Raw genomic sequence first — 23,284 nt, 5'->3', positions numbered from 1 at the left:
GCTAGGCGCTCTGGAAGGGATTGGCCGGCATCCGCGCCGCGCCGTCCTGACGGGCCAGCTGATCGAGGGCGTCCCGTTCACCTTCCGTGAGGCTCCAGCGACGGGCCGCCGCCGCTTGCTCAACCTGCTCTGGGCTGCGCATGCCTGGGATCGGCATGGCTCCGTGGGCCCGGCACCAATTCAGGGCGACCGCCCCCAGGCCTCCGGGGCGCCCGGCGGCAATCTCAGCCATGGTTTGGCGGAGGGGAGCCAGGGAGGTCTCCAGGCGGCGGAAGAGGTTGCCGCGGGTCCCTTTCGGCATCGGCCTGGGGTCCTGCGCGCTGCGGCCCAGAAGCCCAAGGGCCAAGGGGCTGTAGGCAATCAGCTCAATCCCCAGCTCTCGGCAGGTGGAGACGATGCCTTCGTCTTCGAGGGGTTGCGGGGCCAGCAGGGAGAACTGCACCTGCAGGCTGCTGATGGGGATACCGCGCCCCTGGAGCTGCCGGTGGACGCTGCGCAGGCGCTTGGGGCCCATGTTCGAGAGCCCCAGGCTGGCCACCGCTCCGCTTTCCACGAGATCCGCCAGGCCATCAATCAGTGCTGGCTCCTGCCAGGGGGCGTAGCGCGCGGTGCTCCAGTGGAGCTGCACCCGTTTCATCTGCCCCTGCAGCCGCCGCTGGGAGGCGGCAAAGGCTTTCGCATAGCCCCTCCGGCCGAGGCGCCAGGGGAAGGGGGCCAACTTGGTGGCCAGGCAGAGCTGCTCCCGCTGGCTGGGGCTGGCCTGCATGGCGAATCGCCCCAACAGCTCTTCGCTACGGCCGTTCAGGTGCCCGGTCCCATAGGAGTCCGCGGTGTCGAAGAAGCGGAAGTCCAGCTCAAGGCAGCGCCGGAAGGTTCGCTCCAGCAGGGCGTCGTCCCGCTTGGGGTCGTAGCCCCAGAGGAACTGGTTTCCCCAGGCCCAGGTGCCCACCCCGATGCCCGGTTGGTCCGCCTCTCTTGTCATGATCGAGCCGTCGCGGACTTGCACTGTGCTGAATTCTCTGCCCAGCTCGGCTGCTGAGACCAGCGCGCTGCCACCCCAGGCAGCGGAGACCACCTCGGAGCGAAAGGAGGAGGACCCCGTGCTCTGCGGTCACTGCGGCCGCACGGCCAACAACGGTCTGGTCTGCATCGGGATGTGCGTGGCGGATTCCGGCTATTGAGGACCCCTCGAGCGCTGCTGGTCCTGCTGCCGCTCCTGGGCACCCTTGGCCCTGCAGCGGCCGCCCAGGAGCGGCAGCAGGGATTTGGGCGTTGGCAGGTGGATCCCCGGCGGTGTGAGCTGGCCCTCTTTGGCCAGGCCCCCAGCCCCTGCCGCAGCTTGCGGGTCGACCAGCGCAATGCCTCCGTGCTGCGCGTGAGCTTGCTGACGCCGGTCCCTGATCAAGAGCTCCTGCAGGAGGTGAGTTTTGTGGGGGAGCGGGCCAGCGCCGGGGCTCCCCTGCGCTGCCGTGATGGGGTCTGCGAGCTCGACGGCTCCGTTGTGCTGCGCGTGCGGCTGTTGCGTTTGGCGCAGTTCAACCCCCGGGGACTGGTGGTGGGCCTCCCGAAAACCCTTCCGGTGGCGGGGACCTGCAGCATCGATGGCGAGCAGGCCCACTGCGACGCCAAGACCCACTACGGCGAGCGCTGGTCGGCCGACGCGCAATTGCGTTGAGCTCCGCGATCAACGCGCAACGGAATTGAAAGGCGGCACCCAGATTCGAACTGGGGGTAAAGGATTTGCAATCCTCTGCCTTACCACTTGGCCATGCCGCCGCTTGGGAGCAAACTCCCAGGGACGGATCGTATCAGTCACGGGATGCCTGGCCGCCTGCTGGTCTTGAGCAACGGCCATGGGGAAGACCTGATTGCCCTGAGGGTGATCCAGGCCTTGAAGCAGCGCCGCCCCGACATCGAAGTCGCGGTATTGCCGATGGTGGGAGACGGTGCGGCCTATCGCGGGGCTGAAGAGCAAGGGGTGCTGCGCCGGGTGGGCCCTCGCCGCCAGCTGCCCAGCGGTGGCTTTAGCAACCAGAGCCTGCGGGGCCTGCTGGCGGATCTTTGGGCGGGGGTGCTCGGTTTGACCCTGCGCCAGTGGCGCTTTGTGCGCCGCTGGGGCGAGGGGGGTGATCCCGTCCTTGCGGTGGGGGATCTGCTGCCCCTGCTGCTGGCCTGGTCGGGGGGCGGCTCCTACGGCTTCATCGGCACCCCCAAGAGCGACTACACCTGGGCCGGCGCGCCTGGGATCGCGGCCCTCTGCCACCGCCTCAAGGGCAGCGAGTGGGACCCCTGGGAGTGGGCGCTGATGCGCGGCGGGCGCTGCCGCCTGGTGGCGATGCGGGATCGGCTCACGGCCCGCGGCCTGCGGCGCCACGGCGTGGCCGCCAGCGCCCCCGGCAATCCGATGATGGATGGCATCGATGTGGGCACCCTGCCGCTGGCGCTGCGGCAGTGGCGGCGGCTGCTCCTCCTGGGTGGCAGCCGCATGCCGGAGGCGACCGGCAACCTCAGGCGCCTGCTGGAGGCCCTGGCTGAGGTGCGCTGCGAGGAGCCCCTGTTGGTGCTCGCTCCGACCGGTTCCCGTCCTGCTCCCCATGAATGGGAGCCGCTGCTGCAGGGTCTGGGTTTTGAGCCCATCGCCCCTCCGGAGGCCCTCGCGGATTTGGGGGCCGCTGCGGTCTGGGCCCGTGGAGCGCGCCTGCTCTTGGTGGGGCCCGGTTGTTTCTCCCGTTGGGCGGGCTGGGCTGAGCTGGGCCTGGCCTCCGCGGGAACGGCCACCGAGCAGTTGGTGGGGCTTGGGATCCCGGCGCTCTCGCTGCCCGGGCCGGGCCCGCAGTTCAAGCGGGGTTTTGCGGAACGCCAGAGTCGTCTGCTGGGCGGTTCGGTGCGGGTTTGCCGCTCTCAGGCCGCTCTGGCCGAGCGGGCGGAGATCTTGCTCAGCCAGCCGGACTTCGCCCGTCAGCTGGGTGCCATCGGGATCCAGCGGATGGGGACGGCGGGGGGCAGCGTCGCCCTGTCGCGGGCCATCGAGGAGCGCCTCCTGGGGGGCGCGGACGGCGCAACGGGATGATGGTGGCTTGATCAACCGCCGCGTTGCTTCGCCCCATGGCTGCTCCCCAGGACAAGGACTACGCAAAAGCCTGCGGACAGCTCGCCAGTGCCTTGAGCATCAGCATCGCCTCGGCCCGCCGCAAGGTGGATCTTGTGGCAGCCAAGGAGGGGGTGCGTGACAACGAGGGGCGCCTGCTGATCGCCCAGCGCCTGTTGCTGGAAGCCCAGGGCGTGGGCGAAGAATCCCGTCAGCTCTTGGATGTGCTGCTGGAGGCGGTCAAAGAGGAGGAGATGTACCTCGGGGATGACTGAGCCCCTTCCCTAGGAGCGGTGCTCAAAGATCGCGCCGAAGCGGCCGCGATCCAGATCCGAGATCACGGGGATGCAGGCAAAGCAGCGCTGGGCGAGGTCCAGCCGCTCTTCACGCACGAGCATCTCGATCAGTCGCGCACGGGCGGCCAGGAGGTAGCGCACATCATTGGCGGCATAGGCCAGCTGGGCCTCGCTGAGCTCCTCCACCCGGCCCCAGTCACTGCTCTGGGCGCCTTTGTCGAGTTCCACGTGACAGAGCTCGTTGACCAGGTCCTTGAGGCCGTGGCGGTTGGTGTAGGTGCGGGCCAGGCGGCTGCCGATCTTGGTGCAGAAGATCGGATTGACGTGGATGTCCAGACCCTCGGCGAGGGCAGCCACGTCAAAGCGGGCGAAGTGGAAGACCTTCTCGATCCCGGCGGCCTCCATCAGCTGTTTGAGCAGCGGCGCCTCGCTTTGGCCGCGGTGGATGCGGATGCAGCAGACGTTGTCGTGTTCGTCGCTGATCTGCACCAGGCAGAGGCGGTCGCGGCCGTGGATCAAGCCCATGGCTTCGGTGTCCACCGCCAGGGCGCTCGAGGCCCCAAGCAGTTGATGCCATTCCGGGCTGAGATCGCGGTCCAGGACGGCGAAGCGAGCAGGGCTGGACCCCGCTGCAGGGGCGGAGACGGCGGAGGAAGCGCTGCTCAAGGGGTGGTGCTCAACTGCGATCCATCGTCGCGGACCAAGGGCAAATCCCAAGATCATCTGTCGCTTTTGCGTATCAAAGTGAGATCGCGCTAGCAGGTGGGTAGCGCGTGGCCCTCCTTTTCAATGCGTTCTCGTCCCTTGCCCCTACGGCCTGGTCTGGAGTCGATTCGGACCTTTTTTGAGCGTCCCCCTGTTCAGCACCTGAGTTTGGAGCTTGCGGTCTGCTGGATTTTGGAGCGTCTGCTGGAGGCCGATACCTATCCGACGGCTCTGATGCAGGACCTCTCGGTCTCCCATCCCAAGTTGCGGCTGTCGGAGACCGTCCTGCAGCAGGCCCTTGGTTTTCTGGATCAGGACGGAGCAATCGATAGCTACGCCCAGCGCTGCCCCAGTCGCGGCCGTCCGCGGCGGATGTTGCACCTCCTCGCGACGCGCCGCAGCGATGCCGAGCAGTTAATGCCGCCATGGCACCACTGGCTCGACGAGAATGAGCGAAATCTTCACGCCAGCAGCCATGACCCAGGCCCTGGGATCCACCCTGCCCCTCACGCTGCTGCTGGTCATCGGTCTGGTGTTCTTTCTGCGGGCCGCCAGCAAAGACCGCACGACCGTTGTTGAAATCCGCTCCTCCAAGCCTCCGCTTGAGGTGCTTCCGGCCCTGGCGGAGTGGTTGCAGGGGCGCGGCTGGGTGGCGGAAGAGACCAATCCCGAGCGTCGCCTGCTGACGTTCTCCGGTCAGGTGGAGGCCAGTGGTGCGTTGGCCGTGCTGCTCTCCGCCCTGGGTGGCGTGGGTGCCGGCTGCCTGGGCCTCGTGCTTTGTCAGTTGTTGCCGGCCCTGGCATGGTGGCCGCTCTTGCTGACCCTGCTGGGGCCCTTGGCGGGGGTGGTCTATCGCCGCCGTGCGGCCCGCGCGGAGACCGTCGAACTGCGTCTGATCAGCCATGACGAGGCCACCGGCAGCGCCCTGCAGATGCGAGCCCACCGCGATGAGTTGATTGCCCTGGAGCAGGAAATGGGGCCGCAACTCGGGCTCTTTGGTGTGGGCGACCTGTTGCATTCGCCGATCTGAGCCAGGATGGGCCGATGAGGTTCCCCCGGCGCCGCACGCTGCTGCTCGCCAGCCTGGCCGCTGCAAGCCTGGCCCTGGCCGCCGACGCCCAAGCTCCGGCTCCAGCGCCCGGTACCGCCGACACCTTGACCGGTGCCCGTGGTCGTTTGGGGCGGGACTGGATCGGCGTGCGCCAAGTGGCCAACACGGTCCCGATCCTGGTGATGGCTGGCCACGCGGATTCCCAGAACATTCCTGGTTCGGGAACTTCGGGCTATGCCGTGGACATCCGCGGGGCGAAGCCGATGCAGCCCGGCATCCGCGACGAGCTGTACTGGAACCTTGAGGTGGCCAGGCGCGTCGTTGCCCTCGGCCAACGGCGCGGCTTAAACATCCGCTTCTACGACCCACCGGCCCGCACGATCGTCAACGGGGATGATCCCCGCACGAATTGGAGCGTGGGCAAGGCCCATGCGGAAGCAGGGGGCTACGCCCTGGAGATTCATTTCGATGCCTACGGCCCCGATGGGATCGGTTCAGGGGTGATTCCGGCTCTGCATCGACCGCTGAGCTCTCTGGATGAAAGCTTGGCCGTTGCCTTTGGCGGCTATCCCTTGCAGTTCCGTGGCGGTCTGGGTGGTCCGAAACGCGGCATCACCCTGCTGGAGATCGGCAAGCTTGAAGCCCCGCTTGAGACGGCCCTGCGTAATCCCCGCAGCCGTGAGCGATCCCTGGCGGTGATCACGGAACGGGTTGTCGCGGCCCTCGAAGCTGGTTTGGGCCGCCACCGACTGGTGGCGGCTCCACAACCGGTTTCAGCCCACGGCGCCGTGGGGTTGGCACCGACCCACCAGTGAGTCGTCTCCGAGCCAGTTCTGGGGCTTGGTAAACAGATCCGTCAGCAGGGCTTCACGGCTGCCCGCTTCGGCCTTGTACCCGTACTCCCAGCGCACCAGCGGCGGCAGGGACATCAGGATCGACTCGGTGCGGCCATTGGTTTGCAGGCCGAAGATCGTGCCCCGGTCGAAGACCAGGTTGAACTCCACGTAGCGGCCGCGGCGGTAGAGCTGGAATTGGCGTTCCCGCTCGCCATAGGAGTTGTTCTGCCGCTTCTCAGCGATCGGCAGGTAGCTGGGCAGGAACGCGTTGCCGCAGGCGCTGGCCAGATTGAAGAGCTGCTCCCAGCTCTGCGGAATGGGGCCGACGCCTTGACCGGCCGCCGCCGCGGGGCCGTTGGGGGCTTGGCCCTTGTAGAGGACGCCCCGGGGATCCTGGTAGTCGTAGAAGATCCCGCCGACACCGCGGGTTTCATCCCGGTGCTTCAAATAGAAGTACTCGTCGCACCAGGGCTTGAAGACCTGGTAGTAGGCCGGGTTGACGCTGTCGCAGGCGTTCTTGAGGGTCCTGTGGAAGTGCTGGGCGTCCTCCAGGAAGGGGTAGTAAGGGGTTAGGTCGGCGCCACCGCCAAACCACCACACCGGACCGGCTTCGAAGTAGCGGTAGTTGAGGTGAACGGTGGGGATATAGGGATTGCGGGGGTGCAACACCATCGAGGTGCCGGTGGCATACCAGCGATGGCCTTTGGCCTCAGGCCGTTGGCTCAGGATCGAGGGGGGCAGCTCGGTGCCCTCCACCTCGGAGAAGTTCACCCCGCCCTGTTCGAAGACCCGACCGCCCTTGATCACGCGGGAGCGGCCGCCACCGCCCTCGGGGCGGACCCAGCTTTCTTCTTCAAAACGGGCGCCACCGTCGAATTGCTCGAGGCCGGTGCAGATGGAGTCCTGCAGGCCCATCACCAGGGCGCGGGCCCGCTCTCGGGAGTTCGCGGGGGGCGCCTCAAGTGCGACGGGGCTGGAGGTCGCCGAGGTCTCACTCGTCAGCTTGGCCTTGGCACGGGACAGCAGACCCTTCAACATCGATGCTCGCGCCGTGAGGCATGGGGAATCGGACCACCTTTTCAGTCCGACCCACCGCTGCACAAGTTTTCGAGAGGGTTCGTGATCCCACCCCGTGACCGGCCTGGGGATGCCTGCGCTGGGCAACGCTTTTAGGATCCGGGGCACCGTGGAATTGCCCGATGGCCAGCGCAGACCAGGCCCTGACAGAGGCCCTCGCCGCCCTCGAGCCCCTCAAAGACGCCGGCACCGGCCGCAGCTTGCTGGAGCTGCAGTGGATTCAGCAGGTGCGGGTTCAGAACAACCGCGTGGTGTTTCAGCTGGCCCTGCCGGGCTATGCCGCATCCCAGCGCGAACGTATTGCCGCGGACGCCCGCGGTGCCCTGCTGCAACTGGGCGGCATTGAAGACGTGCAGATCGAGTTGACCCAGGCACAGCCGCAGGCCTCATCCCATGCCGGCGCACCGATTGGGGCCGCAGGCCATGGCGGTGGTGGCCCCGAGCGCCAGGCCATCCCCGGCGTCAAACAGGTCATCGCCGTGAGCAGCGGCAAAGGGGGCGTGGGCAAGAGCACCGTGGCCGTGAACCTGGCCTGCGCCTTGGCCAAAAGCGGCCTCAAGGTCGGCCTGCTCGATGCGGATATCTACGGCCCCAATGCCCCGACGATGTTGGGGGTGGCCGACCAGACCCCCCAGGTGCGGGGCAGCGGCAATGACCAGGTCTTGACCCCGATCGAGAGCTGCGGCATCGCCATGGTCTCGATGGGCTTGCTGATCGATGCCCATCAGCCCGTGATCTGGCGCGGCCCGATGCTCAACGGCATCATTCGCCAGTTCCTCTACCAAGTGGAGTGGGGCGAGCGGGATGTGCTCGTGGTTGACCTGCCGCCTGGCACCGGCGATGCCCAGCTCAGCCTGGCCCAGGCGGTCCCCATGGCTGGCGTGATCATCGTGACGACGCCCCAGATGGTCTCCCTGCAGGACGCGCGGCGCGGCTTGGCGATGTTCCAGCAGCTCGGTGTGCCCGTGCTGGGTGTCGTGGAGAACATGACGGCCTTCATCCCGCCGGATGCACCCGAGAAGCGCTACGAGCTCTTTGGCTCCGGTGGTGGCCATTGCCTTGCTGACGAGAGCGGCGTGCCCCTGTTGGCTCAGCTCCCGATGGAATTGGCGGTGGTGCAAGGCGGAGATGGGGGACGTCCGGTGACCGTGAGTGCACCGGAGTCGGCCACGGCCGCCGCCTTTGCCGCACTGGCGTCCCGTCTCCCGGTCACCGCTCGCTGATGGCGCTCTCGGGCTTCTGGGATCGCCGCCGCGGAGGCCTGCTCTTCAAACGGGATGGACGCCGTCGCCGCTTGTTTGCAGGCGTCGACAAGATCCTCTGGTGGATCCCCCTGGCGATGATTTTCGTCGCGGGCTTTCTGATTGCCAGTACCCAGCGCCAGGCCGGTTACGCCGATTGGTACCAGCACTGGGTGACGGCCGCCGTTGGTTTGGTCATCGCCCTGCTGCTCGCCAAGGTTCCGGTGGAGCGCATCACCCGCTGGACCTGGCCGATCTATGGGGCCATGGTCGCCAGCTTGATCGCGGTGCGCCTGATTGGTGTGAGTGCCTTGGGCGCCCAGAGCTGGATCAACATCGCTGGCTTCAATGTCCAGCCCTCTGAATTCGCCAAGATCGCCGCGATCTTGCTGTTGGCGCAGGTTCTCGCCCGCCATCCCGTGGAGCGCCCTGTGGATCTGGTGCGTCCGGTCGCGACCATCAGCATTCCCTGGTTCCTGGTCTTGATCCAGCCCGACCTGGGCACCTCTTTGGTGTTTGGCGCGGTCCTGCTCGTGATGATGTTCTGGTCGGGGATGCCCGGGGCCTGGGTGGTCCTGTTGATCTCTCCGGTGGTGACGTCGGTTTTGGCTGGGGTCTTCCCTTGGCTGCTGCTGCTTTGGATACCGGCCATGGCCGTGATCGCGGCGCGCTCGCTGCCCTGGAAGCGCCTGGCTCCCCTCGCGGTGCTGGCCATCCAGGGTCTGTTTGCGGTGGGCACCCCCTGGCTGTGGAACAACTTTCTCCAGCCCCACCAGCGGGACCGTCTGACCCTCTTCCTGGATCCCAATAAGGACCCCCTGGGGGGTGGCTATCACCTGCTGCAGAGCACCGTCGGCATTGGCTCAGGCGGTTGGTTCGGCACGGGTTTGCTGCAGGGCCATCTGACCCTGTTGCGCTTCATCCCTGAGCAGCACACCGACTTCATCTTCAGTGCCCTGGGGGAAGAGACCGGATTCCTCGGCTCCGCTCTGGTGGTGCTCGGCTTTGTCGCCTGGATCTGGCGGTTGCTGAAGATCGCCGGCCAGGCGCGCACGGATGTGGAGTCCCTGGTCGTGATCGGCGTGGGGGCGATGGTGATGTTCCAGGTGGTGGTCAATATCAACATGACCATCGGCTTGGGGCCGATCACGGGGATCCCCTTGCCCTGGTTGAGTTACGGCCGCTCGGCGATGTTGGTGAATTTCATTGGCCTCGGCCTCTGTGCCTCGGTAGCTCGGGGCATCAAGCAACCGGCTAAACCACGCCGCTGATGGGGGCGCTGGGCTGCAGTTTTGAAGCGCTGCGGCGCCAGTTGGCCCATCAGATGCCAACCGGTCGCTGCGATGAAGACAGCGTGCGGCGGCAGTGGTGGGCGGCCTTGGCCACCTTGCAGGAGGACTTTCTGTTGCCCCTTGGGACGCAGCCGGGTGTCTGGTTGGCCTCTCCCCTGCCGGCCCTTTATGAACCCTCGCTGCTGCAGCAGTTTCAAGGTTGGGTCTGGGCTCCCCCCGAACTCAAGGACCTGCTCCAGAACAGTTCCCCCCTTTTGCCGGCCGCGGCGGCCCCGCCCTCCGTCAGTGGTGGCTTTCAGCGCTTGGCCCTTGAGGACAGCGACGGCACCGATCCCCTGTTGGTGCTGATTACCCCGAAGCTGCAAATGGCGATGGCCTTGGTGGGCTCCCCCAAGCAGCGGCAGTTGGTGGTTCGCTTTGATCCCCCCACCCTCTCGGCGGCACTCACGCTGCTGGATGAACGCCTGCAACACAGCGATCCCCAGCAGGGCCAGGCCCTACGAGCGGCGATCCAGGCCCTGGGGGGGCTGCAGAACGATGAGCAACTGGCGCAGCTCTTTTGGCCCCGCTTGGCCGAACGGGTCGCGGCGATGGCCCCCAGCCTGACCCTGCAGCCGTTGGTGCATCGCAGCAGTGCCAGCGAGAGCAGTCCGAGCCCGAGTAGTGAGTTGGCGCTGCTGGAGGCCTTGACCCATGAGGTCCGCACCCCCCTCGCCACGATTCGCACCCTGATTCGCTCCCTGTTGCGGCGCAGTGACCTCACGGATCTGGTGCGCAAACGGCTGCACCAAATCGATGGGGAATGCAGCGAGCAGATCGATCGCTTTGGCTTGATTTTCCTGGCGGCGGAGTTGCAACGGGAGCCGGCCAGGGACGCCCCCGGCCACGCCTTGGCCCGCACCGACCTCAGCCAGCTGCTCGGTCAGTTAGAAGCCGGCTGGCAGCAGCAGCTCCAGCGCCGCAGCCTGACCTTGGAGCTCCAGCTGACGCCCGACCTCCCGCCGGTACTCTCTGACCCGGCGCGCCTGGAGACCGTGTTGGGGGGACTCATGGATCGCTTCAGCCGCGGCCTGCCCGCCGGAGCGGTCGTCCAGCTCAGCCTTCAGCCCGCCGGTGCCCGCCTGAAGCTGCGTCTAAGTGCGGCCGCCTTGGCGTCCAGTGAGGAGGGGCCCGAGCTGCAGGAGCGGGTGGGCCCGGTGCTCAGTTGGAACCCAGGAACCGGCAGCCTGCAGCTGAGCCGGCAGGCCACCCAGCGCCTGTTCCACAGCCTCGGAGGACGCCTGGCGGAACGCTCGGGCAATGACCTCACGGTGTTTTTCCCCGTCGCCTGATCGGGGCCAATGTTGACGGGTGTGAAGAGAGGAGCTGCAGCTCCAGTTACCCCCAAAACACGGTGCTAGCTTCCGCTTGAAACGGTCTGCGGTCTGCCGACACCCCCTCCGGAACAGCCATGACATTGAGCGGTCAACTCCCGAAGTACATCGGCAGCACCGGCGGTCTGCTCAACGCCGCTGAGACCGAAGAGAAGTACGCCATCACCTGGACCAGCGCCAAAGAGCAGGTCTTTGAGCTGCCCACCGGTGGTGCTGCTCACATGAACGAGGGCGAGAACCTCATGTACTTCGCTCGCAAGGAGCAGTGCCTGGCCCTCGGTACTCAGCTGCGCACCAAGTTCAAGCCCCGGATCGAGGACTACAAGATCTACCGGATCTTCCCCGGTGGCGACACCGAGTTCCTGCACCCCAAAGATGGTGTGTTCCCCGAGAAAGTGAACGAGGGTCGTCAGATGGTGGGCCACAACGCCCGCCGCATCGGCCAGAACGGCAACCCCGCCAGCATCAAGTTCACCGGCAAGAACACCTTCGATTCCTGATTTAGGACCTGCACTGCTCCAGTCATCGGGCGGTGCTTCAACCTCTATAAAGGCGGGGCGAAGGCCCCGTTTTTTTTGCTCGCCCGTCGTCGTAGTGATGCCCTCCCCTGATCGCGCGACTGTTCTGGCCCAGGCCAAGGCGGGCAGCAACTACATCCCGATCTGGCGCACTTGGCCGGCGGATCTCGAGACGCCCCTGACCACCTGGCTGAAGGTGGGCGCCGGCAGCGACCATGGCGTTCTGCTCGAGTCGGTGGAAGGCGGCGAGCGAATTGGCCGCTGGAGTTTTGTGGTCAGCGATCCGCTCTGGACCCTGAGCGTGCGCGGTGAGTCCGCGGAGCAGCGCTGGCGTGATGGGCGCAGCAGCGCCCTCAGTGGCAATCCCTTTGATCTGCTGCGGGACACCCTGGCGGCCTACGACGCCCCCCCGGTGCCCGGGCTTCCCCCCTTGGGGCAACTGTTTGGTTTCTGGGGCTACGAGCTGATCCGCTGGATTGAGCCCAGCGTTCCGATTCACCCGACGGATCCAGACGGGCCTCCGGACGGCTGCTGGATGCTCGCCGACAGCCTCTTGGCCTTCGATCAGGTCAAGCGCCAGCTCACGGCGGTGGCCTACGTCAATCTCCAGGATGAGCCCGATGCCACCGCTGCCTACGACGCCGCGGTCGCTCGCCTGGACGCGCTGGAGCAGCGCATGCATCAGCCCCTGCCCGCTGGGGTGACCCCCCTGGATTGGCGGGATGACGCGGCGGTGGATCTCCCCACCACCAGCAACCGCAGCCGCGATGAATTTGAAGCGGCCGTGCTCACGGCCAAGGAGCACATCGCCGCCGGTGATGTCTTCCAGTTGGTCATCAGCCAACGCCTCGAGACGCCGGTCGAGCGCGAGCCGTTTGAGCTCTACCGGAGCCTGCGGATGGTCAATCCCTCTCCGTACATGGCCTTCTTCAACTTCGGAGGCTGGTACCTGATTGGCTCGAGTCCCGAGGTGATGGTCAAGGCCGAGCCCATGGCCGATGGCAGCGGCCGGGTCAAGGCTTCCCTGCGGCCGATTGCGGGCACCCGGCCCCGGGGCAGCAACGAAGCCGAAGACCTGGCCTTGGAGAAGGACCTGTTGGCGGACCCGAAGGAGCGGGCCGAGCACGTGATGCTGGTGGACCTCGGTCGGAATGACCTGGGCCGCGTTTGCGTTCCGGGCAGCGTCAGCGTCAGCGAGCTGATGGTCATTGAGCGCTACTCCCACGTCATGCACATCGTTAGTGAAGTGGATGGCTTGCTCGATCCAGAACGGGATGTCTGGGACCTGTTGATGGCCTCCTTCCCGGCGGGCACGGTCAGTGGCGCACCGAAGATCCGGGCGATGCAGCTGATCCATGCCTTGGAGCCCGATGCCCGGGGCCCCTACTCGGGGGTCTATGGCGCGATGGATCTCAGCGGTGCCTTGAATACGGCGATCACGATCCGAACGATGGTGGTCCTGCCCGATGGGGATGGTCGCTGGCGCGTTCAGGTCCAGGCCGGTGCGGGCCTGGTGGCCGATTCGGTGCCGGCCTCGGAGTTTCAAGAGACCCTCAACAAGGCCCGGGGCATGCTGAAGGCCCTGGCCTGCCTGGCATGAGCGCCCCCCTGTTGCTCAAGGGCTTTGAGGTGGAGCTCTATACGGGCCGTCCCGACGGAACCGTTGTGGGCTGTTCCGCTGAGGTGGCCGCGGCCCTCGAGGGCTTCGTCACCGAGCCGGATTGCCGCAATCTCGAATACATCACCCCACCGGCGGCCAGCTACGCCACCCAGTTGGACTTGCTCCTGGAGCCCCGCCGTCGCCTCAGGCCCTGGTTGGCCCAGCGCGGCCTCACCCTGCTGCCGGGCAGCACCTTGAGCACGGGGGATAGCCAGCGCTTCGAGCGCTCGAACCCTGAGAACCCGTACCACGCCTATATCGAGTCCACCTACGGCACCCGGGTCGTCACGGCGAGTGTGCATATCAATTTGGGGCTCACGGATCCGGATCAGCTGTTTGCGGCCTGTCGCCTGGTGCGCTGTGAGGCGGCCTTGCTCTTGGCCTTGAGCGCCTGTTCTCCCTTTGTGGATGGGCAAGTCACCGGTGCCCACTCCCAGCGTTGGCTCCAATTCCCGCTCACCCCGGAGCAGGTGCCCCTGTTCCTCAACCACGAGCACTACATCCAGTGGGTGGAGCAGCAGCTCGAGCTGGGCACGATGCAAAACGTGCGTCATCTCTGGACGTCGGTGCGCCCCAACGGTGAGCGGCGCCCCTATGACCTCAACCGCCTTGAGATCCGCATCTGTGACTTGGTGGCGGATCCCCAGTTGCTGCTGGCCCTGACGGCCTTCGTGGAGCTGCGCATTCACCAGCTCCTGCGGGATCCCTCTGCGCTGGATCCACTCCTGGCCAGTCGACTGGATCCTGAGGCGTTGGCCGCGTTGGCGGATGCCAATGACCAGGCCGCGGCCCGCAGCAGCTTGGGCGCTGAATTGCGCCATTGGCGCGATGGTGCGCCGATCACAGCTCGCGCTTGGATCGCGGCCGAGCTCGAGGCCATGCAGCCCCTCGCCCGTGAGCTGGAGCTCGTGGACCTGCTGGCGCCGCTGCAGCCGGTCCTGGCCCAGGGCAACCAGGCGATGCAATGGCTCGCGGCCCATGGGCAAGGTGCGTCCGTGGCGGAGCTGATTGCCTCGGCCGCGGCGGATCTGGAGCAGCTGGAAGGCCGTCTTGCTGCCCTCAGCACTAGCCCCCAAACAGGCACTTTGGGATGATCATGGACCGCACCGCTGCCGAAACCGCCTCTATGGGGCCCACCCTCGCCGCAACTGAAGCCTCTGCTCCTGCGGCTGAGCCTCGGGTCACGCGCCTGCTGGGCGATCGATTGGAGCTGGTTGAAGACCTCTGGCAGACGGTGCTGCGCAGTGAATGTCCCGCCCCCCAGGCGGAACGCTTGCTGCGGATGAAAGAACTGAGCAACCGCATCGACGGCGGGGCTCCTGATCAGGCATCTGAGGCGGCGACCGAGGGGATCGTCCAGCTGATCCGAGACATGGATCTCTCGGAGGCGATTGCCGCTGCCCGCTCCTTCTCCCTCTATTTCCAGCTGGTCAACATCCTCGAGCAGCACATCGAGGAAGACAGCTATCTGGCCAGCCTGCGGGCCCACCACGCTGAAGAGCTCAGCGATCCCTTTGTGCCGCCCCTGGCGAGCCAGACCGCACCCGCGACCTTCCGGGAGCTGTTCACCCGCCTGCGCGGCCTCGGGGTGCCGCCGGCTCAAATCGAGCAGCTCCTGCAGGAGCTCGACATCCGTCTGGTGTTCACGGCCCACCCCACGGAGATTGTTCGCCACACTGTCCGCCACAAGCAACGGCGGGTGGCCTCGCTGATTCAGCAGCTGCAGAAGAGTCAGCTGCTGCACCCGGAGGAGCGCGACAACCTGCGCCAGCAACTCGAGGAAGAAATCCGCCTCTGGTGGCGCACGGACGAACTGCACCAGTTCAAGCCGTCGGTCCTCGACGAGGTGGATTACGCCCTGCACTACTTCCAGCAGGTGTTGTTTGAGGCGATGCCCCAGCTGCGCCAGAGGATTCGCACGGCCCTGGGCTCTAACTACCCCGATGTCCTGCCCCCGAGCGACGCCTTCTGCACCTTCGGCTCCTGGGTGGGATCCGACCGGGACGGCAACCCCTCGGTCACTCCTGATATCACTTGGCGGACGGCCTCCTACCAGCGCCAGCTGATGCTGGATCGCTACCTGGCGGCGGTGGAAGACCTCCGCGATCAGCTGAGCATTTCGATGCAGTGGAGCCAGGTCAGTGCTCCCTTGCTCGAATCCCTCGAGATGGACCGCCTCCGCTTCCCGGAGGTCTACGAAGAGCGGGCGGCCCGCTACCGGCTCGAGCCCTATCGCCTCAAGATCAGCTACGTCATTGAGCGGCTGCGGCTGACGTTGGCCCGCAACGAGCAGCAGGCAGCTGCCGGATGGGATGCCCCCCATGAACCGCGCCCGGCCCAGCCCGACTTCGGGAACCAGGGCGCCATGCCGGCTCCCCCGGCTCCGGAGCTGCACTACGGAACCGTGGACGAGTTCCGCACCGATCTCGAGCTGATCAACGAGAGCCTCCAGGGCACCGGCCTGAGCTGTGAGCCGCTGGACAACTTGATCGCCCAGGTGCACACCTTCGCGTTCTGCCTGGCCAGCCTCGACATTCGCCAAGAGAGCACACGCCATAGCGATGCCCTCGATGAGCTGACCCGCTATCTCCAAATGCCGACCCCCTACGGGGAGATGGATGAGGAGCAGCGGATCAGCTGGTTGATGTCCGAGCTCCAGACCCGCCGGCCGCTGATCCCGGCGGCTGTGAGTTGGAGTCCGCTGACGGCGGAAACCTTCGACGTGCTCCGCGTCGTCAAACGGCTGCAGCAGGAATTCGGTTCCCGCATTTGCCGCACCTACGTGATCTCGATGAGTCACACGGTGTCGGACCTTCTGGAGGTGCTGCTGCTGGCCAAGGAGGCCGGCCTGGTGGACCCCACCGCCCAGCGCTCCGACCTGTTGGTGATCCCCCTATTCGAGACGGTGGAGGATCTCAAGGCCGCTCCGGCCGTGATGGAGCGGCTGTTCAGTGAAGACTTCTACCGCCAGCTCCTGTCGAGCTCCAGCCCCAACGGCCGGCCCCTGCAGGAGTTGATGCTCGGCTACTCCGACAGCAACAAGGACTCCGGCTTCCTTTCGAGCAACTGGGAGATCCACCAGGCCCAAATCGCCCTGCAGCAGCTGGCCAGCCGCCATGACGTCTGCTTGCGCCTCTTCCACGGCCGCGGCGGTTCCGTGGGACGGGGCGGCGGCCCGGCCTATCAGGCGATCCTGGCCCAACCCAGCGGCACCTTGAACGGCCGCATCAAGATCACCGAGCAAGGGGAGGTCTTGGCCTCCAAGTATTCCCTGCCGGAGCTGGCGCTCTACAACCTGGAGACGGTCACCACGGCGGTGATCCAGAACAGCCTGGTCACCAGCCATGTGGATGACACGCCGGACTGGAACGAGCTGATGGTGCGTCTGGCGGCACGCTCCCGCACCCACTACCGCTCGCTGGTGCACGAGAACCCCGACCTGGTCGGCTTCTTCCAACAGTGCACGCCGATTGAAGAGATCAGCAAATTGCAGATCTCCAGCCGTCCGGCCCGCCGCAAGAGCGGTGCGAAGGATCTCTCCAGCCTGAGGGCCATCCCATGGGTGTTCGGCTGGACCCAGAGCCGCTTCCTGCTCCCCAGTTGGTTCGGGGTGGGCACGGCTCTGCAGGAGGAGCTCAGCGAAGACCCCGATCAGATGGAGTTGTTCCAGCAGCTCTATCAGCGCTGGCCCTTCTTCCGGATGCTGATCTCCAAGGTGGAGATGACCCTCTCCAAGGTGGACCTGGATCTGGCGCACCACTACGTCCAGTCCCTGGGCCGCCCGGAATCCCGGGAGGCGTTTGAAGAGATCTTTGCGGTGATTGCCCGCGAGTTCGTGCTGACCCGAGACCTGGTGCTGGCCATCACCGGCCACGAGCGCCTGCTGGATGGTGACCCGGCCCTGCAGCTCTCGGTGGAGCTGCGCAACCGCACGATCATTCCGCTGGGCTTCCTCCAGGTGGCCTTGCTGCGTCGCCTGCGGGACCAGAACCGCCAGCCACCCATGAGTGAAGAGGCGGCCCGCGGCGACGGCCGGACCTACAGCCGCAGTGAGCTGCTGCGCGGGGCCCTGCTGACCATCAACGGCATTGCCGCCGGCATGCGCAACACCGGTTGAGGCACGGCTGCCGTGCTCGACTCGCTTCTGGTTCCATTCCGCTCGCAGCCCCAGCCTCCGGCCTTGCCGGAGGGCTACAGCCTTGATGGGTTGCAATCCCCCAGTGGGGCGGAGCTCAACCGACTGCTCGTGCAGTGCGGCGACCCCCAGCGTTTGGAGGCGCGGCTCGAGCAAGCCTTGGCCTGCAGCAACTGGCAGTTCAGCGTGCGCAACCCCAATGGAGTGTTGGTCGGGTTTGTGCGGGCCACCAGTGACCTCGCCTTGAACGCCAATCTCTGGGACCTCTCAGCGGACCCGGCGGATCCAGCCCAGGCCAAGGTTTTGCTGGTGATCGTCCATGCCGCTATGGGACGCCTGCGCCGGGAATTGCCTGGTTGCAGCATTTCGGTGGCGGCCCCGAGCGTGGCCCTCGACGCCCTCAAGCAAAACGGATTCGTCGTCGACCCCGGCGGCATTCGCGCCATGGGTCTCCGCCTGTAGGGCAACAAAAAACCCCGCCGCGGCGGGGTGATTCAGTGACGGGCCTTTGACCTGATCACGAGCATGGAGGGACTCGAACCCCCGACCCTCAGAACCGGAATCTGATGCTCTATCCAACTGAGCTACATGCCCCTGGGGTCTGAGCAAGTTCAGTTGCTCAGATGGGGCGTGTGCAGGCAGCAGACCACCGTCACCGCCTTACCTTACTGGTCAGACGGCCCCAGAGACCCATTCGGCTGCATCGCCTGGAGCTGCGTCAGTTCCGTAATTACGGAGCGCTGAGCCTGACCCTGGAGGCTCCGCGGCTGCTCGTGATTGGGCGCAATGGGGAGGGAAAATCCAACCTGCTGGAGGCGGTGGAGCTGCTGGGCAGTCTGCGCTCCCATCGCTGCAGCAGCGACCGAGATCTGATTCGCCAGGGGGAGCGTCAGGGCTTGATTGCCGCCGAATGCAGCGGCGGTGATCGCTTGGAGCTGGAATTGCGCCGTCAAGGGGGACGGCAGGCCCGCCGCAACGGCAAGGTGCTGGAGCGTCAGCACGAGTTAATCGGCCCCCTGCGCTGCGTCGGCTTCAGTGCATTGGACCTGGAGTTGGTGCGCGGTGAGCCGGCCCTGCGCCGGCAATGGCTCGATCGGGTTGTTTTGCAACTCGAGCCGGTCTATGCCGAGCTGCTCAGCCGCTACGGCCGGCTGCTGCGTCAGCGCTCCCAACTGCTGCGGCGGCGCTTCCCCCAGGCTCAGCTCGAGGGACTGCTGGATGCGTTTGATCAGCAGATGGCCCTGATTGGAACCCGCTTGCACCGCCGGCGGCTGCGGGCCCTGCGGCGCCTGGAACCCCTGGCCCAGGCCTGGCAGCACCGCCTCAGCGATGGCCGGGAGCTCCTTGGCCTGCGCTATTGCCCGGGCAGTCAACTGGAGGGGGAGGAGGCGGAGGCGCCGTGGCGGGATGCCTTGGCTGAGCAGTTGCTCCAGCAGCGTCCCCAGGAGTTGCGCCTGGGGCAGTGCAGCGTCGGTCCCCATCGGGATGAGGTGGCGATGGAGCTCGGGGGGCAGCCCGCCCGGCGCTACGGATCAGCGGGACAGCAGCGCACGTTGGTGCTGGCGCTGAAGATGGCTGAGCTCGAGCTGGTGCAGCAGCTCTGGGGCGAGCCCCCCTTGCTACTGCTCGATGACGTGCTGGCGGAGCTGGATCCAGGCCGGCAGCAGCTCCTGCTGGAGGCGGTGGGCGAAGGCCATCAGTGCCTGGTGAGTGCAACCCATCTGGGCGCCTTCAACGGCGGCTGGCATCAGGGTTCTCAGGTGGTCACCGTTGAGGCCGGAGCGGTGCTCTCTGGCCGGTAAAGTCTTGAACTCTTTGCCTCACGTTGATGAGCCAAGCAGCCTGTCTCCACCCCAACCCGGGATGGACTGGAGCTGAGACCTTCTCCGCTAGCCCCCAAGCACCCAGTGCCACCGACATGGTGGGTAAACACTGCATTCTCGAGCTCTACAACTGCGACGCTGACAAGCTCGACGACGAAGCTTTCATCAGGAACGCCCTCACCACCGCTGCGAAGCGTGCTGGCGCGACCCTGCTCAATCTGATCACCCACCACTTCCAACCCCAGGGTGTGACGGGGCTGGCCCTTCTGGCCGAATCCCATATCTCCATCCACACGTGGCCGGAATCCGGCTACGCCGCCGTGGACGTGTTCACCTGCGGTGACCACACCATGCCCGAGCGGGCCTGCATCGTGCTCAGCGAAGAGCTCAATGCCGGCAACTACAAGCTCAAGAGCTTCCGCCGCGAAACCCCTGCCGCCGTGGCCGATACCGAGCGCGAACCGGACCTGGTCGCGGCCTGATCGCCACAGGATCTTCAGCCCTCCCCTGGTGGAGGGCTTTTTAGATGGCAAGGCGTTGCTGGCGCGCCCGGGGTGGATTGGCTGTAATGCCGCCAATCTTGAGCTCTCCCCCATGCAGGAGATCACCTTCGCCGTTGAGGCGGCTCTGCTCACCGGCGGCAGCTTGGCGCTGTTGGCCCTGGCCTCCCGGGTTCCGGCGGCGGCTGATCAGGCCATCGCCGCTCCCGCGGAGCCGATCCGGGCCCATCGCCCCCCGTCTCCCCGGATGGATTTGGAGGGGCAAACCGTGGTGCAATTGCAGCAACTTGCCCGTGCCCGCGGGCTCTCTGGCGTCAGCCGCCTGCGTAAGGCGGAGCTGATCGATCAGTTGCTCAGCGCTTGAGGGCCCGGTTGAGCTTTCCGCTCACCAACCCCTCGAGATCCAGGCTGACGGCACTGAAGCCCAGGGCCAGCAGAGCCTCGACGACGGCGCTGCGGGTGGGTTCTTCCACCAGGCGGTGCAGGGCCGACGGGGGCACCTCGATGCGGGCCGTTTCCCCTTGGCTGCGCACCCGCAGCTCTTGAAATCCCCGCTGCCGCAGCCAGGCCTCGGCGGCGCCGACCCGCTGGAGTCGCTCCGCGTTGATCCCCTCGCCGTAGGGAAAGCGCGAGGCCAGGCAGGGTTGGGCGGGCTTGTCCCACCAGGGGAAGCCCAGGGCCCGCGAGAGCGCCCGCACCCCCGCCTTGTCGATCTGGAGTTCCGCGAGCGGTGAGCAGACCCCCCGTTCCCGGGCCGCGTCGATGCCGGGGCGATGGTCGCCGAGGTCATCGCGGTTGACGCCATCGAGGACGGTGGCGGAGCGCCAGGGTTCGCTGAGTTGTTCCACCAGCTCCGCGATCACGCTGTGGAGTTCGCGCTTGCAGGCGTAGCATCGGTTGTCGGGGTTGCTGCTGTAGGCCGGATCGTTCAGTTCCGCGGTGGCCAGCTCCTGTTGCTCGATTCCCATCCAGGCCGCCTGTTGCTGGGCTTCTGCGCGCAGATGGTGAGCCAGGGCCGGTGAGATCCCGGTGACCGCCAGGGCCCGATCCCCCAGTTGTTCAGCTGCGATGGCGGCCACCAGGGCGCTGTCGACTCCGCCGGAGTAGGCCACGATGGCCGCCGGGAGCGATCCGATGCGCTGCCGCAGGGCCTCCAGGGCCTCCGCCAAGGGAGGCTCCAGTCGTTCCACGATCGGGTGCCCTGGCTTCAAATCACTCTCGTTAGGATCCAACGGTAAGAGGCGCGTCGATGGCTCCGCAGGCAACCTCTGCCAGCTCCACCCGCAGCACCGGGCGCGGCATTGGGATCCGGACTGCCGCCGATGGAAGTGAGCGCAGCCGCGGCCAAGTGCACGTCTATGACGGCGAAGGCAAGGGCAAAAGTCAGGCGGCCCTGGGTGTCGTCCTGCGCACGATCGGTCTGGGGATCTGCGAGCAGAAGCAAACCCGTGTCCTGTTGCTGCGCTTTTTAAAGGGTCCCGGCCGCGCCTATGACGAAGACGCCGCGATCGAAGCCCTGCAGCAGGGTTTCCCCCACCTGATCGATCAGGTGCGCACCGGGCGCGGCGAATTTTTCGGTGTCGATGAGGTCACCCGCGTCGATGTCCAGGAGGCCCAGCGGGGCTGGACCATCGCCAAGGGGGCGATCGCCAGCGAGCTCTATTCGGTGGTGGTGCTCGACGAGCTCAACCCCGTGCTCGACCTCGGCCTGCTGGACACCGAGGAAGTGGTCCGCACCCTCTCCTCCAAGCCCGCGGGCATGGAGGTGATCGTCACCGGCCGCGGCGCCCCGCGCCCGCTGGTCCAGATCGCGGATCTCCATTCGGAGATGCGCGCCCACCGCCGCCCCGACACCCCGGAGCTCGAGGAGCAAACCGGTGAGCCCGTCTTGGCGGGCCTCGAGGGAGTCGAGGTCTACACCGGTGAAGGCAAAGGCAAATCCACCAGTGCCCTGGGCAAGGCCCTACAGGCCATTGGCCGCGGCATCTCCCAGGACAAGAGTCATCGGGTCTTGATCCTGCAGTGGCTGAAGGGGGGTAATGGCTACACGGAGGACGCCGCCATTGCGGCCCTGCGTGAGAGCTATCCGCATCTGGTCGATCACCTGCGCTCCGGCCGTGATGCGATCGTCTGGCGCGGCCAGCAGCAGCCGATTGATTACGTCGAAGCGGAGCGGGCCTGGGAAATTGCCCGCGCGGCGATCTCCAGCGGCCTCTACAAAACGGTGATCCTCGATGAGATCAACCCCACCGTGGATCTCGAGCTGATTCCGGTAGAGCCGATCGTGCAGACCTTGCTGCGCAAGCCGGCCGAAACCGAGGTGATCCTGACCGGGCGCTGCAAGCACCCCCCGGCGTACTTTGATTTGGCCAGCGTCCACTCCGAGATGGTCTGCCACAAGCACTACGCCGAGCGGGGCGTGGACCTCAAGCGCGGCGTCGATTACTGAGCGCTAGCCATGAAAAAAGCCCGGGTTGCCCCGGGCTCAGGCCTTGGGATCAGTAGCGGGGGACGGAGCTGTCCACCTCTTGGCTCCAGGCATCAATGCCGCCGGCCACGTTGATGCCCTCGACGCCATGGCGCTTCAGGGCGATCAGGGCCTTCGCGCTGCGGCCGCCCAGTTTGCAGTGGACGTAGAGCTGCTTGCCCTTGGCCAGTTCCTTGACGCGGTCCACGGCGGTGCCGTTCTCGATTTGATCGAGGGGAATCAACTCGGCGCCGGGGATGACAGCGATCTCGGCTTCGGGGGGGTTGCGAACGTCGATCAGCACCAGGCCGGAGGTGTCCCCATCCAGCAGGGTCTTCAGTTCGCTGACGCTGATGCTCTCGACGGAGCCGGCTTCCTCTTGGCCCGGGGCGGTGCCGCCCACACCACAGAACTCCTGGTAGTCGATCAGCTTCTCGATCACCGGGCGCTCGGGGTTGGGGCGCAGCTTGAGCTCCCGGAACTTCATGCCAAGGGCATCAAACAGCAGCAGTCGGCCGCTGAGGGTGGTGCCGATGCCGGTGATGATCTTCACCGCTTCGGTGGCTTGGATCACGCCGATGATTCCGGGCAGAACGCCCACCACGCCGCCTTCGGCGCAGGAGGGGACCATGCCCGGCGGCGGGGGCTCGGGGAAGAGGTCGCGGTAGTTGGGGCTCTCGGCATCCAGGTTGAAGACCGTGGCCTGGCCTTCAAAGCGGAAGATCGAGCCGTAGACGTTCGGTTTGCCCAGCAGCACGCAGGCGTCGTTCACCAGGTAGCGGGTGGGGAAGTTGTCGGTCCCGTCGCAGACGATGTCATAGGGCCGAACAATGTCGAGGGCGTTCTCGCTGCTGAGCGCCGTCTCGTAGAGATCCACCTGGCAGTGGGGGTTGATCTCGAGAATCCGCGCCTTGGCCGATTCGATCTTGGGTTTGCCGACCCAGCTGGTGCCGTGGATCACCTGGCGCTGCAGGTTGGAGTGATCGACCACGTCGAAGTCGACGATGCCGATGCGGCCAACGCCGGCTGCGGCCAGGTACAGCAGCAGAGGAGAACCCAGGCCGCCGGTGCCAACGCAGAGCACGGAAGAGGCTTTGAGCCGCTTTTGGCCCTCCATGCCCACTTCCGGCAGGATCAGGTGGCGCGCAAAACGGGCCACCTCATCGGGGCTCAGCTCGATGCCGGTGGTGTCAAGGGGAAGCATGGAGTGCTGATCGCTTTC

General features: G+C 66.3%; 24 protein-coding genes and 2 tRNA genes. 19 read left to right on the top strand and 7 right to left on the bottom strand.

Annotated features, from left to right (window positions below; genetic code table 11):
• Position 1 precedes the first annotated feature (1 nt).
• Positions 2 to 982 (bottom strand): aldo/keto reductase, encoded by a 981-nt coding sequence (locus H0O22_RS08305; protein ID WP_185186224.1) that lies wholly within the window; start codon positions 980 to 982, stop codon positions 2 to 4.
• 25 nt (positions 983 to 1,007) lie between these two features.
• On the opposite strand from H0O22_RS08305, the gene H0O22_RS08300 reads away from it, so the two are divergent.
• Together H0O22_RS08300 and H0O22_RS08295 are read left to right on the top strand one after the other, a co-directional pair.
• A complete protein-coding gene (locus H0O22_RS08300; RefSeq protein ID WP_185186223.1) occupies positions 1,008 to 1,181 on the top strand; it encodes a hypothetical protein in 174 nt (57 codons plus the stop codon).
• A complete protein-coding gene (locus tag H0O22_RS08295) occupies positions 1,178 to 1,675 on the top strand; it encodes a hypothetical protein (RefSeq protein ID WP_185186222.1) in 498 nt (165 codons plus the stop codon). Before H0O22_RS08300 ends, H0O22_RS08295 begins: the two co-directional genes overlap by 4 nt.
• Before the next feature lie 30 nt (positions 1,676 to 1,705).
• On the opposite strand, the gene H0O22_RS08290 is transcribed toward H0O22_RS08295, so the two are convergent.
• A tRNA-Cys gene (locus H0O22_RS08290) sits at positions 1,706 to 1,776 on the bottom strand.
• A gap of 43 nt (positions 1,777 to 1,819) precedes the next feature.
• On the opposite strand from H0O22_RS08290, the gene H0O22_RS08285 reads away from it, so the two are divergent.
• Both H0O22_RS08285 and H0O22_RS08280 read left to right on the top strand, forming a co-directional pair.
• Positions 1,820 to 3,070, top strand: a complete 1,251-nt coding sequence (locus H0O22_RS08285; protein ID WP_185186221.1) for a lipid-A-disaccharide synthase-related protein — start codon at positions 1,820 to 1,822, stop codon at positions 3,068 to 3,070.
• Positions 3,071 to 3,105: 35 nt separating this feature from the next.
• Positions 3,106 to 3,363, top strand: a complete 258-nt coding sequence (locus H0O22_RS08280; RefSeq protein WP_185186220.1) for a hypothetical protein — start codon at positions 3,106 to 3,108, stop codon at positions 3,361 to 3,363.
• 9 nt (positions 3,364 to 3,372) lie between these two features.
• Here the strand turns inward: H0O22_RS08280 and H0O22_RS08275 are convergent, their stop codons facing one another.
• Positions 3,373 to 4,050, bottom strand: coding sequence for a ribonuclease D (locus H0O22_RS08275; protein ID WP_185186219.1), 678 nt, complete (start codon positions 4,048 to 4,050; stop codon positions 3,373 to 3,375).
• 123 nt (positions 4,051 to 4,173) lie between these two features.
• On the opposite strand from H0O22_RS08275, the gene H0O22_RS08270 reads away from it, so the two are divergent.
• Genes H0O22_RS08270 through H0O22_RS08260 form a run of 3 tightly spaced genes read left to right on the top strand, consistent with a single transcriptional unit; the run spans position 4,174 to position 5,955 of the window.
• On the top strand, positions 4,174 to 4,668 hold the full coding sequence (locus H0O22_RS08270) for a Pex protein (protein WP_185186218.1): 495 nt from the start codon (positions 4,174 to 4,176) through the stop codon (positions 4,666 to 4,668).
• Positions 4,565 to 5,119, top strand: a complete 555-nt coding sequence (locus H0O22_RS08265; RefSeq protein ID WP_185186217.1) for a cofactor assembly of complex C subunit B — start codon at positions 4,565 to 4,567, stop codon at positions 5,117 to 5,119. The genes H0O22_RS08270 and H0O22_RS08265 overlap by 104 nt, the downstream gene beginning before the upstream one ends.
• 14 nt (positions 5,120 to 5,133) lie before the next feature.
• Positions 5,134 to 5,955: a dehydrogenase gene (locus H0O22_RS08260; protein WP_185186216.1), complete on the top strand. Its 822-nt coding sequence runs from the start codon at positions 5,134 to 5,136 to the stop codon at positions 5,953 to 5,955.
• Here H0O22_RS08260 and hemF read toward each other — a convergent pair.
• Positions 5,914 to 6,891, bottom strand: coding sequence for an oxygen-dependent coproporphyrinogen oxidase (gene hemF, locus H0O22_RS08255; protein WP_370521515.1), 978 nt, complete (start codon positions 6,889 to 6,891; stop codon positions 5,914 to 5,916). The genes H0O22_RS08260 and hemF overlap by 42 nt on opposite strands.
• 284 nt (positions 6,892 to 7,175) lie before the next feature.
• Here hemF and H0O22_RS08250 point away from each other — a divergent pair, with 284 nt between their 5' ends.
• From H0O22_RS08250 to H0O22_RS08215, 8 genes are all read left to right on the top strand, one after another.
• Positions 7,176 to 8,276: an Mrp/NBP35 family ATP-binding protein gene (locus tag H0O22_RS08250; protein WP_185186214.1), complete on the top strand. Its 1,101-nt coding sequence runs from the start codon at positions 7,176 to 7,178 to the stop codon at positions 8,274 to 8,276.
• Positions 8,276 to 9,565: a rod shape-determining protein RodA gene (rodA, locus tag H0O22_RS08245; protein WP_185186213.1), complete on the top strand. Its 1,290-nt coding sequence runs from the start codon at positions 8,276 to 8,278 to the stop codon at positions 9,563 to 9,565. The genes H0O22_RS08250 and rodA overlap by 1 nt, the downstream gene beginning before the upstream one ends.
• Positions 9,565 to 10,917, top strand: coding sequence for a HAMP domain-containing histidine kinase (locus tag H0O22_RS08240; protein WP_185186212.1), 1,353 nt, complete (start codon positions 9,565 to 9,567; stop codon positions 10,915 to 10,917). Before rodA ends, H0O22_RS08240 begins: the two co-directional genes overlap by 1 nt.
• A 119-nt stretch (positions 10,918 to 11,036) precedes the next feature.
• Positions 11,037 to 11,459 (top strand): photosystem I reaction center subunit II PsaD, encoded by a 423-nt coding sequence (locus H0O22_RS08235; protein WP_185186211.1) that lies wholly within the window; start codon positions 11,037 to 11,039, stop codon positions 11,457 to 11,459.
• Positions 11,460 to 11,556: 97 nt separating this feature from the next.
• Positions 11,557 to 13,077: an anthranilate synthase component I family protein gene (locus tag H0O22_RS08230; protein WP_185186210.1), complete on the top strand. Its 1,521-nt coding sequence runs from the start codon at positions 11,557 to 11,559 to the stop codon at positions 13,075 to 13,077.
• Positions 13,074 to 14,231, top strand: coding sequence for a glutamate--cysteine ligase (gene gshA, locus H0O22_RS08225; RefSeq protein WP_185186209.1), 1,158 nt, complete (start codon positions 13,074 to 13,076; stop codon positions 14,229 to 14,231). The genes H0O22_RS08230 and gshA overlap by 4 nt, the downstream gene beginning before the upstream one ends.
• Positions 14,228 to 17,254 carry a phosphoenolpyruvate carboxylase gene (gene ppc, locus H0O22_RS08220; protein ID WP_185186208.1) on the top strand — a complete coding sequence of 1,009 codons (3,027 nt, stop codon included), beginning with the start codon at positions 14,228 to 14,230 and terminating at the stop codon, positions 17,252 to 17,254. The genes gshA and ppc overlap by 4 nt, the downstream gene beginning before the upstream one ends.
• Before the next feature lie 12 nt (positions 17,255 to 17,266).
• Positions 17,267 to 17,734: an N-acetyltransferase gene (locus tag H0O22_RS08215; protein WP_185186207.1), complete on the top strand. Its 468-nt coding sequence runs from the start codon at positions 17,267 to 17,269 to the stop codon at positions 17,732 to 17,734.
• A gap of 58 nt (positions 17,735 to 17,792) precedes the next feature.
• Here H0O22_RS08215 and H0O22_RS08210 read toward each other — a convergent pair.
• Positions 17,793 to 17,866: transfer RNA gene (locus H0O22_RS08210), tRNA-Arg, on the bottom strand.
• Between the two features lie 119 nt (positions 17,867 to 17,985).
• Here H0O22_RS08210 and recF point away from each other — a divergent pair.
• The 3 genes from recF (at position 17,986) to H0O22_RS08195 (ending at position 19,959) form a co-directional block, all read left to right on the top strand.
• Positions 17,986 to 19,074 carry a DNA replication/repair protein RecF gene (recF, locus tag H0O22_RS08205; RefSeq protein WP_255439574.1) on the top strand — a complete coding sequence of 363 codons (1,089 nt, stop codon included), beginning with the start codon at positions 17,986 to 17,988 and terminating at the stop codon, positions 19,072 to 19,074.
• Between the two features lie 26 nt (positions 19,075 to 19,100).
• On the top strand, positions 19,101 to 19,577 hold the full coding sequence (gene speD / locus H0O22_RS08200; protein ID WP_185186206.1) for an adenosylmethionine decarboxylase: 477 nt from the start codon (positions 19,101 to 19,103) through the stop codon (positions 19,575 to 19,577).
• A gap of 112 nt (positions 19,578 to 19,689) precedes the next feature.
• Entirely contained in the window at positions 19,690 to 19,959 is a 270-nt protein-coding gene (locus tag H0O22_RS08195) for a Rho termination factor N-terminal domain-containing protein (protein ID WP_185186205.1), read from the top strand.
• Here the strand turns inward: H0O22_RS08195 and larE are convergent.
• Positions 19,949 to 20,788, bottom strand: a complete 840-nt coding sequence (gene larE, locus H0O22_RS08190; protein WP_370521514.1) for an ATP-dependent sacrificial sulfur transferase LarE — start codon at positions 20,786 to 20,788, stop codon at positions 19,949 to 19,951. The genes H0O22_RS08195 and larE overlap by 11 nt on opposite strands.
• 56 nt (positions 20,789 to 20,844) lie before the next feature.
• Between larE and H0O22_RS08185 the strand changes: the two genes are divergently transcribed.
• Positions 20,845 to 22,044: a cob(I)yrinic acid a,c-diamide adenosyltransferase gene (locus H0O22_RS08185; protein ID WP_185186204.1), complete on the top strand. Its 1,200-nt coding sequence runs from the start codon at positions 20,845 to 20,847 to the stop codon at positions 22,042 to 22,044.
• 49 nt (positions 22,045 to 22,093) lie between these two features.
• On the opposite strand, the gene moeB is transcribed toward H0O22_RS08185, so the two are convergent.
• Complete coding sequence (moeB, locus tag H0O22_RS08180; RefSeq protein WP_185186203.1) at positions 22,094 to 23,266, bottom strand: molybdopterin-synthase adenylyltransferase MoeB; 1,173 nt, start codon at positions 23,264 to 23,266, stop codon at positions 22,094 to 22,096.
• Between the last annotated feature and the right edge of the window lie 18 nt (positions 23,267 to 23,284).

The sequence above is a fragment of the Synechococcus sp. LTW-R genome, assembly GCF_014217875.1.
GTDB lineage: Bacteria > Cyanobacteriota > Cyanobacteriia > PCC-6307 > Cyanobiaceae > Vulcanococcus.
This window is presented reverse-complemented; position numbering and strand designations above follow the sequence as displayed.

Excerpts from the sequence above, each read along its gene's own strand:
- moeB (WP_185186203.1), bottom strand. The coding sequence starts at position 23,266 with ATGCTTCCCCTTGACACCACCGGCATCGAGCTGAGCCCCGATGAGGTG.
- H0O22_RS08235 (WP_185186211.1), top strand. The coding sequence starts at position 11,037 with ATGACATTGAGCGGTCAACTCCCGAAGTACATCGGCAGCACCGGCGGT.
- ppc (WP_185186208.1), top strand. The coding sequence starts at position 14,228 with ATGATCATGGACCGCACCGCTGCCGAAACCGCCTCTATGGGGCCCACC.
- H0O22_RS08250 (WP_185186214.1), top strand. The coding sequence starts at position 7,176 with ATGGCCAGCGCAGACCAGGCCCTGACAGAGGCCCTCGCCGCCCTCGAG.
- H0O22_RS08270 (WP_185186218.1), top strand. The coding sequence starts at position 4,174 with ATGCGTTCTCGTCCCTTGCCCCTACGGCCTGGTCTGGAGTCGATTCGG.
- H0O22_RS08230 (WP_185186210.1), top strand. The coding sequence starts at position 11,557 with ATGCCCTCCCCTGATCGCGCGACTGTTCTGGCCCAGGCCAAGGCGGGC.
- H0O22_RS08185 (WP_185186204.1), top strand. The coding sequence starts at position 20,845 with ATGGCTCCGCAGGCAACCTCTGCCAGCTCCACCCGCAGCACCGGGCGC.
- H0O22_RS08195 (WP_185186205.1), top strand. The coding sequence starts at position 19,690 with ATGCAGGAGATCACCTTCGCCGTTGAGGCGGCTCTGCTCACCGGCGGC.
- H0O22_RS08285 (WP_185186221.1), top strand. The coding sequence starts at position 1,820 with ATGCCTGGCCGCCTGCTGGTCTTGAGCAACGGCCATGGGGAAGACCTG.
- H0O22_RS08265 (WP_185186217.1), top strand. The coding sequence starts at position 4,565 with ATGACCCAGGCCCTGGGATCCACCCTGCCCCTCACGCTGCTGCTGGTC.
- H0O22_RS08260 (WP_185186216.1), top strand. The coding sequence starts at position 5,134 with ATGAGGTTCCCCCGGCGCCGCACGCTGCTGCTCGCCAGCCTGGCCGCT.
- H0O22_RS08280 (WP_185186220.1), top strand. The coding sequence starts at position 3,106 with ATGGCTGCTCCCCAGGACAAGGACTACGCAAAAGCCTGCGGACAGCTC.
- rodA (WP_185186213.1), top strand. The coding sequence starts at position 8,276 with ATGGCGCTCTCGGGCTTCTGGGATCGCCGCCGCGGAGGCCTGCTCTTC.
- hemF (WP_370521515.1), bottom strand. The coding sequence starts at position 6,891 with ATGGGCCTGCAGGACTCCATCTGCACCGGCCTCGAGCAATTCGACGGT.
- gshA (WP_185186209.1), top strand. The coding sequence starts at position 13,074 with ATGAGCGCCCCCCTGTTGCTCAAGGGCTTTGAGGTGGAGCTCTATACG.
- H0O22_RS08305 (WP_185186224.1), bottom strand. The coding sequence starts at position 982 with ATGACAAGAGAGGCGGACCAACCGGGCATCGGGGTGGGCACCTGGGCC.
- speD (WP_185186206.1), top strand. The coding sequence starts at position 19,101 with ATGAGCCAAGCAGCCTGTCTCCACCCCAACCCGGGATGGACTGGAGCT.
- H0O22_RS08240 (WP_185186212.1), top strand. The coding sequence starts at position 9,565 with ATGGGGGCGCTGGGCTGCAGTTTTGAAGCGCTGCGGCGCCAGTTGGCC.